This window comes from Paenibacillus chungangensis, assembly GCF_042675905.1.
Taxonomy (GTDB): Bacteria; Bacillota; Bacilli; order Paenibacillales; family Paenibacillaceae; genus Pristimantibacillus; species Pristimantibacillus chungangensis.
In genome coordinates, this window is the sequence record NZ_JBHTJZ010000065.1 from 1 (window position 1) to 17,320 (window position 17,320).

Genomic DNA, 17,320 nt, shown 5'->3' on the forward strand with positions numbered 1-17,320 from the left:
TATTGTGGCGATTCCAGAAAGTCAAGGGGTTTTCGTGAACTTTGATGATATCTTTATGACTCTTATCGAATTACCTGGTTTTGGATTGAACTGCATAAGTCATGATGCTACATAGAAACTAGACCGCGAGAAGGGAGTACGCGTCTAGTGCTGGAGATATTAAAAGAAGAAAAGTCGGTTTCCGTGAATTCGATGCTTAAAATATCTACCTCCAACTTCAGACAAAAGGAATCATCTCCTGAACCAAGTGCTTCTGATTACTATAAAAACAACGATAATCACCCCGATTGCACTAAGCAGTATCGTATTCCAACGATCTAGTACCCGGTGGACCAAATCGGGTGATAGGTAAGCGCCATTCTGGTATAACGCATTATCAATGTAGCGTGCGAGGAAATGCTTCCCTTTTTCTTGGCTCCACCGTTGTTGTTGTATTTCGGCACGAAACGGTTTGTTCACTTCTATCACTTTATCCAGCACGGCTTCAAGGCTACTTATGTGTATATAGTAAAATTGTTCGTTGTTGGCCTGATCCAAACCCTCGGTTGTATGGAAAGGGCGAACGTAACGCCAATCTCTCTCATATGTCGGATAGCTCGTATATCCGTATCCCACCTCGAGAAATGGAGCCCCCTTTGTACCTTCTGGAATAGCCACGATTGTACTGCCCTTAACGATTTCCAAAGTCACAGCAGTTTCATCCGTTGGGATTTTAGTATAATACTTTAAAGTCACAGGTGTTTCTATACGATGAGTCAAAGAATAGCCAGCTGCTGTAAAAATCATAGGAAAAAGAGGGGTGTATGTGGTCAGATCCATCTGCTCCATCGGAATTTTCTGTTGATAGGGACTAGCGCTTGTAGATGCAGGAAACTGCGTGCGTAGCTGGTGATTGTGATACAGAGCATCTCCTGTCCGATAAGCCCAAAAGATAAACAGAATACTGAGTGCAAGAACGGTACACCACCACAGGGCATGTTTGGCTAAAACTGGACTGGACATGCTATCCCTCCTTCTTAAGGTGCGTCTGAAAACGCATTTACGACTCTTCTTTTATGATGCTAATCTTACCATCAACATATTGCTTGTTCATCTCTTTTGTTCTGATTCACCGGTAATGAATATTCCTCTGTCACACATGGACGGAAATGTACCATCAATATCGGATTGTTTCTATCGATGCGAGTTCGGAATGATTTTATAATCAAAGTGAGCTTTTAAATTAGATAGGGGGAAGATGTATGGCAATCAAAAAACGTAAAGTTTTGAATGCTGCGATAGTGCTAGGTACAGTGGTCTCCATGTTGGTTGCATGTTCATCGGGCAACAACAATGTAAATTCTGGCGGAGCTACTCAGCCAGCCGAGGGCAACACTGCTGCACCTACAGAAACCAGCCCAACGAACTCAGACGGAAAGTTCGATCCACCAGTCACTATTACGACGGTAACGCCGCATCTCTCAGCAGACACGAAGTACCCCGAAGGCGATACGATGACCGACAACTTCCACTCGCGTTGGGTGAAAGAGAATCTTGGCATTGATCTGAAGTTTCTATGGGGCGTCAGCAATACGGAAGCTTATCAAACGAAGCAAAAACTGATGCTAGCAGGGAATGAAGAAATGCCGGACATCATGTTGGTTCATAACGAACTCATTTCCGAGTTTATTTCTTCCGGAAGATTCATGGATATCACAGAAGCGTTCGAGATGTATGCTCCGGAACGGTTAAAAGCGACATTCGAGAATGATCCCGATCTATGGGTTCGCGTAAGAAAAGACGGGAAGAATTACGGCCTTCCCGTACTGACGAACATGGAAACAAACGCTATCATGTTCATGCGTCAGGATTGGCTCGACAACTTGAATTTGAAAGCGCCTACCACGATTGATGAGCTGGAGCAGGTGCTGGATGCATTCACGAATCAGGATCCGGATCAAAACGGTAAAAATGATACGATCGGCATTTCCCTCGCGGGCAAAGATAAACTGGCTACGTGGACGGCGACTGCGGATTTCGTATTCGGCGCGTATGGAAAAATGCCAGAACTGTGGTACAAAGCGGAAGACGGCACACTTCAGTATGGCTCCATTAATCCTTCTGTGAAAACAGCGCTCGGGAAGCTGGCGGAATGGTTCAACAAGGGTTACTTGGATAAAGCGCTGGGGACTCTGGATAACACGAAAGCAGCTGAGAGCTTCACCCAAGGGAAATCGGGTATTTACGTTGGTCCTTCCTACTCTCCTAACTGGCCGATGAAAGGAGCGGGCATGGATGTAAGCGTTGTCGAAGCGTATCCGATTCCGAAAGGGCCGGAAGGGCTGTTCGGCAGTACGGCTGCGGCCAAGACGAATCATGCGTATCTGTTCAGTAAAGACTTCCAGCATATGGATGCGTTCTTCAAATATTTAGATATCATGATGAGGCCTTATGCGGAAGATAGCCCATTCTATTACGGCGCAGAAGAAGGTCTTGACTATATATTGGTTGACGGGAAGCCGGTATATGATGCGCCTGAACTGAAGAAGCCGGATAGCTTCGGCATGAATGACTATATGCTCACCTTCAATTATGCGATTCCGCAGGATAATTCGCAAATGTACGATGATCTGCTTGCGGGCAAAGAACCGGTATTACCCAATGAGATCATGGCTTCGCAATGGCCGCTTGCAAGATTGAAGGCTTATGCTCTGGATGCCAAAAATAAAGCGGCACAAGGCATGCAGAATGCCTTCCAAGGCCAGCCGACGAAGACATTGGCTCAGAAGGGTGAACTGCTCCTGAAGATGGAGCGGGAAACCTTCCTGAAGATCGTGTATAACGAACTGCCTCTTGATGCGTTCGACAAGTTCGTTGAAGATTGGAAGAAAGCCGGAGGCGACCAAGTAACTACCGAAGTCAACGAGTGGTACAACACGACGAAGTAAAGCTGTTCCATCCGACTGCCGCTGTCATGTGATGGCGGCAGTCCGATTTTCCATCATGCATCTAAGATGCTGACATAATCGCAAAGGAGGCAAAAAGGGATGAAGTGGAAACGCGTTTATCCTCTGCATTTGCTCGTTTTACCATCTGTTTTGATTTTAATTATATTTCAATATATCCCCATGGGTGGTTTGGTCATTGCGTTCCAGGACTACAAGCCATGGTTTGGCATTGCCAATTCGCCTTGGGTAGGATGGGATAATTTCAAATTTATATTCGAATACCCGGATAGCAAACAAGTGATCTGGAACACGTTCATTATTGCGTTCAGCAAAATCGTGGCCGGCCTGATCGTTCCGTTTACTTTCGCACTTCTCTTAAACGAAATCCGGGTCATGTTCTTTAAGCGAACGGTGCAGACCATCGTCTACTTGCCCCATTTCTTGTCTTGGGTTATTCTCGGCGGTATCTTGACCGATATATTGTCCATTAACAGCGGCCTTGCCAATCAGTTCATAACTGCGCTCGGCTTCGAAGCGATTCCTTTCTTGCAGAATGGAGACTGGTTCCGGACTACGATTATCGTCAGCGACATCTGGAAGGAATTCGGCTTCTCGACGATTGTTTACTTAGCGGCGATTACCTCCATCAATCCGGAGCTATATGAAGCGGCGACATCGGACGGAGCGAACAGGTGGCAGCAGGTACTTCATATCACGATTCCGTCCATCGTGCCGATTGCGGTTCTGCTTGGCGCATTGTCGCTTGGCAATATTCTGAATGCCGGCTTCGATCAGGTATTTAATTTGTATAATCCGCTGGTCTATAGCAAAGGGGATATCATCGATACGTTTGTGTACCGTCAAGGCATATTAGGTTCACAGTTCAGCTTCTCCACGGCTTTTGGATTGTTTAAATCGGTCATTAGCACCATTCTTCTCGTTATTTTCTATCGACTGGCTTACAAGTACGCTGACTATCGCATATTTTAACGGGAGGTTACTATGCCGTATTCTACTTCTTATCGTATATTTACTGTCTTGAATATTACCTTTATGGTCATCATTTCACTGCTTTGTATTGTTCCGTTTATTCATATTCTGGCTATCTCACTGAGTTCAAAGGCTGCGGCAACGGCCAATATCGTTCAATTTTGGCCTGTTGAATTTACGTGGGATTCCTATGTTCTTTCGTTTGAGAATCCCTTTTTTGTTAAGTCGTTCTGGAACTCCTTGAATCGGACCGTGCTCGGGACGGCGATCTCAATGGTGCTATGTGCGACAGCCGCCTATCCGCTTTCGAAAGAAAATCGGGTCTTCCCGGGCCGCACGATCTACTCCTGGTTTTTTATTTTCACGATGTTGTTTAGCGCCGGGCTTATTCCGCATTATCTGCTCGTTGTTAATTTAGGGCTGAGAAATACGATTTGGGCACTTGTTCTGCCGGGTGCGGTAAATGTATTCAATATGGTTCTCATGTTGAACTTCTTCCGCCGTATTCCGAAAGAGCTCGAGGAGGCCGCGTTCATTGACGGAGCGGGTTATTTCCGTGCGTTGGTTCTCATTTACTTGCCGCTTTCATTGCCGTCGATCGCCACACTCTCGTTGTTTTCTCTAGTAGGCCAGTGGAACGCCTGGTTTGACGGTCTCATCTATTTAAATGATATGAGCGACTACCCGCTTGCGACATTGCTTCAACAGATGACCGCGGGGGCCAATGTTGGCTCGACAGACACGTATGTAGATCCGGAGACATTAAGCAATGTTTCGGACCGAACGCTCAGAACGGCGCAAATTTTCATGAGCATTATTCCAATTCTGATTGTCTATCCGCTCTTGCAACGTTATTTCGTGCAGGGGATGACACTTGGATCGGTGAAGGAATAGATTACGCCCTGCAGATACAACCATGATAAGATAAGGAATAATTATGGTTATGAGGTGAATCATGAAGCTGAAAATGAATACGTTCACCAAAATTCTGTTCATTATTATTCCTTTGCTGCTTTTCGTGAGTTTCATGTATTCCTTCTCTCACCAGCGGAGTGTGGTTTTTATTAGAGAGGAATTGACGAAGACAAGTCAGGATCGTTCGGCTTTTTTCCTCTACCAGATCGATACGACGATGGATCAAATTACGACGAGCAGCATCTCATTGAGCCGTGATCCAACGGTGCTGGAGCTCATGAATCTATATTTATACAAAACATACTACGACCAAGCCATGATTCAAAATAATCTGATGAGCAAATTGATTGTGCAGCAGTCTTCAACGAACTGGTCGAGCAGTGTTAGTCTTTTTTTTCCTGAATTGAAAACAGTTGTGTCTACGGATTCAACGATTGGCAGCTATGAAGAAAACAAATGGAGCGAAAACTATGCATTGAATTGGATGTATCGGGAAGTGGACGACCGAGGCCAATTTTATCGCCATATCGGTTATCCGTACTTGGGGGAAGACAGAGGTGCCCAAGTGATCGTGGAAACAAGTGTAGATGCCCTTAACTTGTCCAACTTGTTAAGTCAATTGAAGACGGAAGGGAAAGGCGAACATTTCTTAACCGATGGCAGCCGAGTAATAAGTTCTTTAATGCCGGACCGCGCTCACATTCAAGCCGTGATGTCTCAGCTTGTCATCCCTTCCGAGGAACAAGGCTACACGACGATCTCAATCGACTCCGACGATTATATCGTTTCGTATGACAAATCCAATACACTGGGCTGGTATTTGATCAGTTCTATCCCGTTATCGGAGATTTTGAATCCCATTGTAGCTGATCAGAAGCTGTTTTATGGTTTTATGTCGATGTTTTTCGTTCTTGGAGCAGCCGCGGTTGCGCTGCTATATCGAAATGTGCAGCTGCCGATGAGGCGATTGATTCGAAGTACGTTGAAGGCGACGAAGGAAGAACTTCGGACGTTGTCTGCTGCAGATTCGGTAAATGAGTTTCAATTGTTGAATCGAAATTTCGAGATGATGGCAACGAGCGTGTCGGATCTCTCCGATAAAGTGTACGTAGAAACGATTCGATCCCGTGAAGCTACGCTTAAGCAACTGCAATCGCAAATCGATCCACATTTTCTATATAATTCGTTAAGCTTCATCATTAACATGACCAAATTAAAACAAGATAAAGAGGTCATCGCGATGGCTCACCATCTAAGTGATTACTTCCGCTATACGACCCGAGTGAATAATCAGATGCCGACAGTTCGCGAGGAAATTCAACTCATCTCTCACTATCTGGAGATCCAGTCAATGCGTAATAAGAAGTTAAAGTATGAGATTGATATTCCCGAAAGCATGTTATCTCTCCAGCTCCCGCGGCTTATCGTACAGCCGTTGGTGGAGAATGCCATTATTCATGGCATTGAGCAGCGTATTGGAAGTTGTTGTATTCGTATTGTGGGTGAGAGTCTTAATGATGAGCATTCAATTGCTGTAGAAGATGACGGTGTTCAGGTGACAGAAGAGGAATTATTGGTCATAGTTCGGAAGATGAACGCCGTGAGTGCTTCCGAAGCTTCCGGCGGCTGCGGCTTGCAGAATGTAAATATGAGAATGAAGCTGCGCCTGGGAGATGAAGCTGGCGTTCGTCTGGAAGCGACCGGTTCTGTAGGCATTAGGGCTACGCTGTATTGGAGGGTAGAACATGTTCCAGATTCTGATCGTGGATGATGAAGAACACGCAGCAGATAGTTTATCCATATCATTGGATTGGGCGAAGTATGGCGTTCAGAAGGTGTTCACGGCATATTCCGGGTATGAGGCGATGGAAGTGTTAAGAAGCGAGACGATCCACTTGCTTATAACGGACATTCGCATGCCGGAAATGTCGGGACTGCAGCTGATCGAAGAAGCTTCTAAGGTGTCGGCTGCAACAAAAGTGATTGTCATTAGCGGATATGATGAATTCACGTATGCTCAGAGAGCCGTCCAATATGGCGCCCTGGATTATATGCTAAAACCCGTTAAGGATGATGAATTGGAGCAGCTTGTTGAACGAGTGATGGCAACGATTCGGCAAGAATGGGAGACGGTTTCCGTTTATCAGAATGCTGTACTAACGTTGAAGTCCAATTTGTCGCTTCTGCAAAGCTCTCTGTTCCAGGAACTAATTAACGGCAAGTCTTATCGACTAGATCAATTGAACGAACGACTTTCACGATACGAGCTTCATTTTCAGACAGGAGATCCTATTGCCCTCGTCACCATGAGGTTTGAATGGGAGGAGTCAAAATACGACCCACAGAGCCGGGAATTAATTGAATTTGCAGTCCGTAATATTGCGGAAGAGCTTACCTCGACTCATTTTCACTTATGGATTTGCAAGGACCCGAACGATTTTATTTTACTGTTATTACGACCTGGCAACTCCGAAGAAGAAGATCAACAGCAAGAGTGGTCTCATCTACTCGAACGAAAGATTTATGAATTGAAGCGTGTTGTGCAGGAGTTATTGAACTTATCGTCATCGATTGCGATTTCGCCTTTTGGCACATTCGCTGATGATCTACCCGTATTGTATGAGGATTCGTTATCTGCATTTCGAAGGCGAATTGGCAAGGAACGCGGTTTGATTATTCAAAGCAAAGAGGAAGGCGGCTTGGGAGAGGCTATCCACATTAACTATTTGAACGAACAGCCTTCGCTGCTGCAACTGCTTGAAACCGGATCTTGGGATAAAGCTACGGAGAAGCTACAGGATATTTTCCGGAAATTCAATTCGGGCACCTTCTCATCTCAAGAGTATGTATTGGAGCTTTACTTCTATATCTCGCATGCGTTTTCTCACATCGCGCATAAAAATAGCGTACTGCTTGGTGATATTGTCGGGGATGCGCTGCTTAAACCGCCTACGACAACGTTGGATTTTTCTCTGAAACAATTGGAAGTGTGGTCCTTCTCCCTCTTAAATAAATATATTGGTTACGCCATGACGGAATGGCAAGACAACAGACGAACGATTGTGGATCAGATCAGGCAGTTTATCGACAAGCACTTAAGCGATGCCATTACGGTGGAATGGGTTGCTGAAAATTTATACTTTAATCCGGATTACCTAAACAAGATATACAAGAGCGAAACAGGCGAAACGATTACAGAATACATGTATAAGCAGCGCATGCAGCGAGCAGCTTCGCTTCTGATCGAAACGGATGACTGGGTATACGATATTGGAGAGCGAGTCGGCTATGTGAACGCGAATTATTTTATCAAAATGTTCAAAAGACATTATGACTTAACGCCTCAGGCATTTCGTGACAAGTATAGAGAAGTATAGAGAGTGCAGCCAATAGGGATTAAGGTATTTTGGATGAGAGGACATGACGATAAAATGACAAGGATCAAAAGAAGATTTGATTCGGACTGGCGATTTTTTAGAGGAGACTATCCAAACGCATATCAACCGGAAACGGAGGATCATGATTGGGAGGTTGTCCATTTGCCTCATTCGGTTCGAATCGAACCGGCGGATTGCAGCGGCGGATTGAACTATCAGGGAGTGGCCTGGTACAGGCGGCACTTTTATGTGCAGCCGAGCTCCCGAGGCAGAAAACTATTTGTCGAATTTGAAGGCGCGAAGCATACGGCGGAAATTTGGATGAACGGAACGTATGTGGGAATTCATCATGGAGGCTACCTCCCTTTCACGTTGGATATTAGCTCACACGTCATTGCTGATGGCCTAACGAGTAATGTGATAGCGGTTCGATTGGACAATTCGGATGCTGTGGATATTCCGCCTGGAAAACCGCAGTCAGAGTTGGATTTTTGTTATTTTGGGGGATTGTATCGCCATGTTTGGCTCTATGAAACGGATACTTTGCATATCACGGATGCGGTCTATGCCAATCAAATAGCAGGCGGCGGCATTTTTGTTACGTATCCTCACGTCACAGATGAATCTGCTGTCATAAACGCGAAAATTCATGTGCATAACGAGGATTCCAGCAATCGATCCTATTCAATCAGAAGTTTGCTTTATGACGAGGAGCAGCAGTTGATCGCTTCGTATGAATCGAAATGTCTGGAACTGAATGTGGGTGAAGCTTGTCACTATCATCAGAAATTGGAAGTGCTAGATCCTAAGCTATGGCATCCAGATCATCCCTATCTGTATTGCCTTGTAACCATAGTGATGGAAGAAGGGCAAGCAATCGATCAGATCACTACGCGAATTGGAATTCGCACGTTGCGGTTTGATTCCGAAGGCTTTTATTTAAACCACAAGCCTTTGCTCATCAATGGAGCTAACAGGCACCAGGAATATGTATATGTGGGTGACGCGCTGCCGGATTCCATGCAGAAGAGAGATGCGATAAAGCTGAAGGAGGCGGGCTTCAACTTTGTGCGCATCGGTCATTATCCCCAATCCCATGCGTTCATGGACGCGTGTGATGAGGTGGGTCTCATGTGTGTCGTTCCTGTGCCCGGCTGGCAATGGTTTCGAGACAACGATACGTTCAAGGAGGGGTCATATCAGGATGTTCGTGACATGATTCGCAGGGATCGGAATCACCCTTGCGTCATGTTCTGGGAGCCGATTCTTAATGAGACGCATTACTCGGAGGAGTATGCTAGGATCACTTACCGATTGACGCATGAAGAATATCCAGGAGACCAATGCTATGCGGCTTGCGATATGCATAGCTCTGGAGCGGATCAATACGATATTTGGTATGGCAACGGTGTCAGCGAGCAGGAGTGGGGAGACGCCAAGCCTATTTTTATAAGGGAATACGGAGATAATTACCGGGAACAATTCGGGCCGCAAAAAACACAAAATCGATGTTCGCGCGGAACGAAAGGATTTTATAATGGCGGGGAGTCGGGTATGCTGATCTCCGCATTGGAACGGTTGTCCTATTTGAATGATCACTTTCTGAATCAGCGGTCCAGCGGTGCAGCCGTATGGACAGGCATCGATCATAACCGAGGCTATGTACCTAATATTGCTGCTACAGGCGTGATGGATTTTTATAGATTCCCCAAATTTTCCTACTACGTATACAGCAGCCAACGCAATCCGGAGCTAGAGATTAAGGGAATCGAGAATAAGCCTGTTCTATTTATTGCGAACGATTGGAATGCAGACTCATCGAACCGGGTTTACGTATTCAGCAACTGTGACAGCGTGACGCTATACGTCAATGGCAAAGAAATCAGTACGAGCAGGCCGTCATCGCAATACGCAGGGCTGCCTCATCCGCCATTTATTTTTGATGACGTTCCGTTCGAACCGGGTGAATTAAGAGCAGAAGGATATTTAAATGGGCAGCATGCGGCCACACATTCGGTTCGAACAGCTGGTGCGGCTCATCATTTCAAGCTAAAAGTGGATGACTGCGGAATCGATCTGGTTGCGGATGGATCTGATCTTGTTCTGGTTCAAGTATGGGTGTGCGATGAGCAGGGGACAGTCGTTACGGATGCTTACCGCGAGGTTCAATTCCATATAGACGGGCCTGGCGTCATTGTGGGAGACGGCGAAGCCAGAGTGCATTCCAATCCCATTGAGACTGAAGCCGGCGCGATCGGGGTGCTAATCCAGGCAACCACTGAATCAGGCATCATTACGGTCACTGCTTCCGCCGAGGGATTACAGTCCGACAGTATTCAGATTGCATCAAGGCCGGATTGCAGGAACGATGTTCCAGGTCCGGAACAATTGCCGCCTGTCCATAAGCCGCAATATGCTGTCGATCTGGCGCCGCAGCCGCTTTCAACTCATGATTCCAAATATAATCTGGCTTACATGAAACCGGTGAAAGCAAGCTCCGAACAGTCCCAATATCCCGCCGCCGCCGTTACCGACAGCAATCTCATTACCCGGTGGTGCGCAGCAGATAGCTCGACACCCCAATGGCTGGAGGTCGAATTAGAGCAGACATATGATCTGACGGGATGCAAAGTCGCTTGGGAAAGCGATAACACCAACTACGAATATAAAGTCGAGACTTCTGCAGACGGGGAACACTGGACGACATGTCTGGAGAAGTTCGGGACAGGTCAGGACATTAAGCCGGATGTATTCGCCTCGGAAGCTGTTCGTTTTATACGGGTTACAATTCTAAGCGTGTCTAAAGGAGCCGCCAGCATCTATTCTCTCGGTGTCTACGGGACGAAAGCCGGAGCTGCCCGTTAAATCCAGTCTGAAACTGGATAACAAACTTGTTTGCTTTGGAATACAGAACTAGTATCGCCGCTCACTTCCATTGATGGAAGAAGAGCGGCGATTTTTGTGCGCCCATGGGCGCTACCCCTAGGGTTCATCTGTAACGTATTGAAAAGGGTTGTCATAATTTGCCCATTGACAATGGAGTCAATATTCCGGAATGTCACCTGTTGATCATCCCGGAATGATCTACTTATTTACATAGGTACGGCCAAGCATCACACTGAGAACGTATTTGATGAGTCAAAGAGATTCTTACAACTCCATTTTGCAAGGAGGCGATCATTAAAGTTATCGGTTTGACAAAGTGGCGAATTCACTTTTAAAAGCGCTTACAAATCAGTCTTGAATCTGAGCTGAAAAATGCAATGGGAGGTTTAGCTGATGGCGAAGGTTTGTTCAACAGCAAGGTTGAAAGAAAGGGTTGGGACAACGGAAAAGGTTTGGGATAAAGCAAATTTTTGCTGCAAAATGATTATTGCGTCAGCTTTCATATTGCTATGGTTTGGCGCTGTGCAGATGGAAGAAAGTCGCGTGATTGCAGCTCCTGATGAATTTGATGTTTTGCGGGCCAAAATGATGGGGGACTCGAATTACGATACGTCCGATCCCGATATTGCGGTGAAAATGCAAAATATTGAATCCTCAGGCGAGAATTATTGGAATACGATGGTCAAAAACGCAGATCGCACGTATCTATGGAATGATCTGAGCAATGGCGCCAAGTCGGTGAGCTTTGCAACCAGTTATGCCCGATTGAACACGATGGCCACGGCATATGCGACCGTTGGATCGGTATGGGAAGGAAATGCTGAACTCAGGGACGATATAGTATCTGCGATGGACTGGCTGTACGACAATTGGTACAACGAGCATTTGTCCGAAGGGTATGAGACATCGACTAACAGCTGGTACCATTGGGAAGTGACCGCGCCCAAAAGCCTTTCTCTCGTTGTTCTGAAAATGTACGATGCGTTTACTTCCGAGCAAATTGCGAATTATATGAATGCCGTTCAGAAGTTTGTTCCCGATCCGACAACAAGAACAATGAACGGAACGGATATTGAGGTTGGCGCGAATCGTGTGTGGAAGGCGCAAATTGCGGCATATCATGGAATTATTGTGAAGTCCGCGGAGAAGCTGGAGATGGCGAGAGACGCGCTCAGCTATGTTCTCGCCTACGTCGACTCCGGAGACGGATTTTATACGGACGGATCGTTTATTCAACATAATAAGCATCCCTATAATGGGGGATACGGTAAGGCGCTTCTAGGGGAAATTGCCAGATTGGTGCAATTGCTTGATGGAAGCAGCTGGGAAGTGACCGATCCGAATCTGAACAATATCTATCAATGGGTATATGAGGCTTTCGAGCCGTTCATTTATAAGGGTGCCTTCATGGAGATGGTGAGAGGAAGGGAAATTACGCGATACGCGTCGCATGATCATGCTGTAGGGCATTCGACGATGGGGGCTATTCTGCAAATTTCCAAGTTTGCGCCGGCGGCGGATGCGTTAAGAATGAAGAGCATGCTGAAATACTGGATCGAGAGCGATACATCGCGAAATTTCTATACGAGCGGAGCCACCTTCGAGAACACGGTGCTGGCGAAACAATTGATGGCCGATCCATCGATTCCGTCGAGAGGCGAGCTGATCCGTAACGTGCAATATCACAATATGGATCGGGTCGTGCATCTAAGGCCCGGCTTCGGCTTAGGCGTGAGCATGTCATCCAATCGCATATTTAATTATGAATCGATCAGCAATGTCAATATGAAGAGCTGGTATACGGCCGATGGCATGACTTATTTGTACAATAACGATTTGACACAATTCAGTGACAATTATTGGCCGACGGTAGATCCCTATCGTTTGCCGGGCACAACAGTGGATACGCTTACAAGAAGTGTGATCGGTATAGGTTACAATAAAGAATATTTGAGCCCCAATGCGTGGACGGGAGGCACTTCGTTCGAAGAGCTGTACGGAACCGCTGGCATGGATTTGAAGGCGTCTGGAGATTTGAACGCCTCTGGCAGTGTGGTCACTCCCAGTTCGCTTGTAGCGAAGAAATCATGGTTCATGTTCGACGATGAGATCGTCGCGCTTGGCGCGGGAATTACCAGTACGGATAATCGGACGATCGAGACGATTGTGGAGAATCGGAAAATCAACGGCGACGGCGACAATGCGCTTACTGTTGACGGGGTCCAGATGTCCAACGCGCTTGGCTGGTCGGACACGATGACGAATACAGGCTGGGCCCATCTGGCGGGGAGCGTCCCCGGTTCGGATATCGGATATGTATTCCCGGAAGGAGCGACAGTGAACGGACTAAGAGAAGCGAGAACAGGCAAGTGGGGCGATCTGACTGTATCCAGTCTTCCCAATCCGGATAATCCGGTCACTCGGAATTATTTGTCGCTATGGATGGACCATGGAAGCAATCCGTCGGAAGCGGACTATGCCTATGTGCTGCTGCCTAACCGAGACGCGGCGTCAACGGGTGATTACAGTGATCATCCGGATATCGAAATTTTGCATAATACAGCCCTCATTCAGTCTGTTCGGGAAAATAATTTGAAGCTGACAGGGATCAACTTCTGGGAGGGTGGAGTGTTCAATGAAACGATATGGTCCTATCAGCCATCCTCCGTCATGGTCAAGGATGACAACGGCGAGTTAAGCTTCTCCGTATCCGACCCTACCCATATGAGCGACAAGTTGATCTTTGAGATGAATAAAAGCGGTCTTTCCGTCATTAGCCAAGATCCTTCGGTCACGGTCGTAAGGCAGCAACCGACGATTAAAGTGGAAGTAAATACGGCGGGAGCGCAAGGCCGGTCGCATGCATTCAAGCTGGCTTATGATACGACTGCTCCGCCTCCCGGCTTCCAGGGTCCTGGACTGGAATCAGTCCAATTGACGATTGACAAGCCGGTACTGCTCATTGGCGAAAGCGCCGCGCTGACGGTGACGGCCTTGATGGAAGACGGTGCTCCTGTCGACTTGAATGAAGCGGAGATACTCTACGGCAGCAATCATCCGGAAGTGGCCACCGTGGATGCAACCGGATTGGTGACGGCGCATGGCGGAGGTTCCGTTCAGATCTCGGCGACGGTTACCATCGGTGAGGATTCAATAACCAGGACGATCGATGTTGCTGTTCCGTATGGAGAGCCTGTGGTGGCACAGCTGGACATAATGGAAGATACCTATGTGAGAAGCGGAGCATACGGCGACGTTAATTATGGGGATGCGACCAGGCTGGAAGCCGTGAAGAGCGGGGGAGATTACAATCGCCGCGCATACTTGAAGCTTGATGCGACATCGATAAGCGAAGAGACCTATTCTGCGAAGCTGTATCTGTTCGGCGCAATCTCGGCCGCCGCCGGCGGTATAACGGAGCTGGAGCTCTATAGCGTGGCAGACGACAGCTGGTCCGAGACGGAGCTCAATTGGAATAACAAGCCCGAGCCAAGGGAGCGGGTGGCATCGGCGGAAGTCAATACAACGTATATGTACCGCGAATTCGATATTACCGAATATATGAAGAGTGAGGCGCGTGGAGACGGTATCGCAAGCCTATATATTGAAGGACCGAGTGCGTTCGTGACGTTGACCTCCAGTGAGCATGCGGAATTCAGACCCTATGTGGTCGTCAACTCTTATCGCTTCGAGCCGTATCGCTACGATGTGGCGTTGAACGCGAATCCAACGGTTGCCGGCACCGTTTACGGGGCTGGAAGCTATGACGAAGGCTCGACGGTGACGGTGACTGCAACGCCGGAGAACGGATATTCGTTTGCCAGGTGGACGGATGACGGCAACCATGATGCGGAAGTATCCACCGATCCCAGCTACACCTTTATGATCGACGGTTCTCGCCAGTTAACGGCTCATTTCGTAAGCGATCAGCCTGCCCAAGCGGGATTGACCCTAACGGGCAATGGGACGGTCTTGGCGGGTCAGGCGCATGTGATGACCGTGAGTGTCATGAACATGGACACTCCCTTTACGACGCTGGACGTGGTGGTCAATTATGATCCTCAGAAGCTGGAATTCGAGCTGGTCGGGGAGGAAGGGGCCGAGTCATTGGCGGAGGCGGTCATTCAATCGTTGCGTCCGAATTTCTCGCTGCTTGGCAGCGCGGCAAAGCCGGAGCAAGGGGAGATTCGTCTTATCCTGTCGAGTGCGGGGGAGCAAGCTGCGATACAAGAAGAGGGTCCGTTGTTCCTTTTGAACAGCCGTGTGAAGGCAAGCGCGACTCAAGGAGGCACAACGGTGTCCTTATCGGATATGAACGCATCGAGCAACGGCATCGGGATGGAGCTGGACGATTCCATGGCTATCTTCGAGCTAACCGTCATTGCCGCCAATAAAGCTGAATTGCAACAGGCGATAGAGCATGCGAATGCGGTATATGATGGGGCAACAGAGGGAACGGAGCCAGGGCAGTATCCGGTAGGCTCCAAAGCGATACTGGCTGCGGCGATTCAGGAAGCGATGACAGTCCTTCTTCAAGCTGACGCAGCACAAGAAGCGATTGATCAAGCGGAGCTGGATCTGAATGCGGCAACGCAAGCTTTTGCGGAATCGGTTATTCCGGCATCGTCGGGAGACTACTCCGCTTTGCATGAAGCGATAACGGCTGCTGAGAACCTGTATAGCAAGGCGCAAGAGGGCGATAAGCTCGGACAATACATCACCGGCTCGAAAGCCAGTCTGGCTGCAGCTATTGCGGCGGCACGGGGGACAGCTGGCAGTCAAGCGGAAATCGATCAGGCCGTCGTTGACTTGCAAGCTGCGATAGACCTGTTCTCGCATCGAATCATAACGCTGGCTGATGGAGAAACGCGGGTAAGCATCAAGGATCTGTCGATTCTCGCCATGCACTACGGCATAACCTCCGAGGACGAAGGATGGAGCGAGTGGCACATAGCCGATGTGCTGAACATTGGCGTAATCGATATTCGCAATCTGGCGGCTGTTGCCCAGATGATATTGGACGAGTGGCGCTTGGAATAAAACCGGAGAGGGAGGCGGGGCCTCGTACCTTCCTCCTTCTTTTTGCGAAAGGAAGGGATATGCATGAACAGAAGGGCAAGTTTGCTCATCATAATGTTATCTTTGCTTCTTCTGATTAATGCCACACCGTCAATGGCAGCAGTGGTAGTGGAAAAGGAAGCGGGCGACATTTCATTTCATTTTACGGTTACCGAACGGAATGATCGCGATGTTATTGTAGCTGTCCATGCCACGGGGAGCCAAGATTTGTATGCTTACGACATGGTATTGGACACGGATGCAGAGCGTTTGCAGCTCAAAAATGTCAGCATCGAAATAGCGGGTTTTACGGTAGGACCGATGATGGAAGAAGGTAATCTGATCCGGATCGCTCACACGAAGACGGGGCCCAGTCCGGGAGAGAATGGAGAGGTGAAGCTGGCCACGCTTATGTTCGAACGGCTTCGCGACGAGCCGACGGCCATATGGCTGCGCCAGGTGAAGCTGGTTGATTCAAAGCTGGAAATGGCTGCGTATGAACCCCATGTTAAAGCCATGATTATGAAATTCCCTTCCTTTATGGATATAGAGGGTCACTGGGCGGAGTCGGATATTCAAGAGGCGGTCATACGAGGAGTGGCAACCGGTTATGAGAATGGCGCGTTTCGACCACAGCGTGAAGTCACTCGCGCTGAATTCGCAGCCATGCTCATTCGGGCCATGAATATACCCGTTCCTGAGGCAAAGGAGCTGCCGTTTTCAGATAAAGATGGTATCCCTTTGTGGGCCGCGCCTTTCATTGCCGCGGCGGTCGATGCGAAGCTTATGGCCGGATACGAAGACGGCACATTTCGTTGGAATCAAAGAATGAACAGAGAAGAATTGGCGGCTGTCATGGCAAGAACAGTTGGATTTGAAGCGGAACGTGTAAAAGGGGCGAATATGTCGCCGAGTATGGAGCCGACAGATCTGGAGCCTGTCTTTGCCGATTCCAGGCAGATCTCGGAATGGGCGCGTCCCTATATTGCAACGGTAGTGGAGGCAGGCCTAATGAAGGGCAGAGGAGAGAAGAGATTTGTTCCCGAAGCTTGGGTGACCCGGGCGGAAGCTGTTGTTGTTCTGTTGAGACGTTGAGCCCTCATCATCAGATGGTCATCGCTGCAACAATTGAACATTTACAATACGCGACGCAGGTCCATATAATTT

Annotated in this window: 9 protein-coding genes; 8 read left to right on the forward strand and 1 reads right to left on the reverse strand. The window is 47.9% G+C overall.

Going from position 1 to position 17,320, the window contains the following annotated elements:
* Positions 1 to 231 precede the first annotated feature (231 nt).
* Positions 232 to 1,002: a hypothetical protein gene (locus ACFQ2I_RS20455; RefSeq protein WP_377567566.1), complete on the reverse strand. Its 771-nt coding sequence runs from the start codon at positions 1,000 to 1,002 to the stop codon at positions 232 to 234.
* Between the two features lie 239 nt (positions 1,003 to 1,241).
* Here ACFQ2I_RS20455 and ACFQ2I_RS20460 point away from each other — a divergent pair, with 239 nt between their 5' ends.
* From ACFQ2I_RS20460 to ACFQ2I_RS20495, 8 genes are all read left to right on the forward strand, one after another.
* Positions 1,242 to 2,927, forward strand: a complete 1,686-nt coding sequence (locus ACFQ2I_RS20460) for an extracellular solute-binding protein (RefSeq protein WP_377567568.1) — start codon at positions 1,242 to 1,244, stop codon at positions 2,925 to 2,927.
* A gap of 99 nt (positions 2,928 to 3,026) precedes the next feature.
* Entirely contained in the window at positions 3,027 to 3,917 is an 891-nt protein-coding gene (locus tag ACFQ2I_RS20465) for an ABC transporter permease (protein ID WP_377567570.1), read from the forward strand.
* 12 nt (positions 3,918 to 3,929) lie between these two features.
* Positions 3,930 to 4,811 (forward strand): carbohydrate ABC transporter permease, encoded by an 882-nt coding sequence (locus tag ACFQ2I_RS20470; protein ID WP_377567572.1) that lies wholly within the window; start codon positions 3,930 to 3,932, stop codon positions 4,809 to 4,811.
* A 61-nt stretch (positions 4,812 to 4,872) separates the two neighbouring features.
* Positions 4,873 to 6,603 (forward strand): sensor histidine kinase, encoded by a 1,731-nt coding sequence (locus ACFQ2I_RS20475; protein ID WP_377567574.1) that lies wholly within the window; start codon positions 4,873 to 4,875, stop codon positions 6,601 to 6,603.
* Positions 6,578 to 8,209 carry a response regulator transcription factor gene (locus ACFQ2I_RS20480; protein ID WP_377567576.1) on the forward strand — a complete coding sequence of 544 codons (1,632 nt, stop codon included), beginning with the start codon at positions 6,578 to 6,580 and terminating at the stop codon, positions 8,207 to 8,209. Before ACFQ2I_RS20475 ends, ACFQ2I_RS20480 begins: the two co-directional genes overlap by 26 nt.
* 162 nt (positions 8,210 to 8,371) lie before the next feature.
* Complete coding sequence (locus tag ACFQ2I_RS20485) at positions 8,372 to 11,074, forward strand: glycoside hydrolase family 2 TIM barrel-domain containing protein (RefSeq protein ID WP_377567578.1); 2,703 nt, start codon at positions 8,372 to 8,374, stop codon at positions 11,072 to 11,074.
* Positions 11,075 to 11,623: 549 nt separating this feature from the next.
* Entirely contained in the window at positions 11,624 to 16,135 is a 4,512-nt protein-coding gene (locus ACFQ2I_RS20490; protein ID WP_377567580.1) for a polysaccharide lyase family 8 super-sandwich domain-containing protein, read from the forward strand.
* Positions 16,136 to 16,198: 63 nt separating this feature from the next.
* Complete coding sequence (locus ACFQ2I_RS20495) at positions 16,199 to 17,248, forward strand: S-layer homology domain-containing protein (protein WP_377567582.1); 1,050 nt, start codon at positions 16,199 to 16,201, stop codon at positions 17,246 to 17,248.
* The last annotated feature ends 72 nt before the right edge of the window (positions 17,249 to 17,320 follow it).

Coding starts and splice junctions, on each gene's coding strand:
- ACFQ2I_RS20455 (WP_377567566.1), bottom strand. CDS start 1,002: ATGTCCAGTCCAGTTTTAGCCAAACATGCCCTGTGGTGGTGTACCGTT.
- ACFQ2I_RS20460 (WP_377567568.1), top strand. CDS start 1,242: ATGGCAATCAAAAAACGTAAAGTTTTGAATGCTGCGATAGTGCTAGGT.
- ACFQ2I_RS20465 (WP_377567570.1), top strand. CDS start 3,027: ATGAAGTGGAAACGCGTTTATCCTCTGCATTTGCTCGTTTTACCATCT.
- ACFQ2I_RS20470 (WP_377567572.1), top strand. CDS start 3,930: ATGCCGTATTCTACTTCTTATCGTATATTTACTGTCTTGAATATTACC.
- ACFQ2I_RS20475 (WP_377567574.1), top strand. CDS start 4,873: ATGAAGCTGAAAATGAATACGTTCACCAAAATTCTGTTCATTATTATT.
- ACFQ2I_RS20480 (WP_377567576.1), top strand. CDS start 6,578: ATGTTCCAGATTCTGATCGTGGATGATGAAGAACACGCAGCAGATAGT.
- ACFQ2I_RS20490 (WP_377567580.1), top strand. CDS start 11,624: ATGGAAGAAAGTCGCGTGATTGCAGCTCCTGATGAATTTGATGTTTTG.
- ACFQ2I_RS20495 (WP_377567582.1), top strand. CDS start 16,199: ATGAACAGAAGGGCAAGTTTGCTCATCATAATGTTATCTTTGCTTCTT.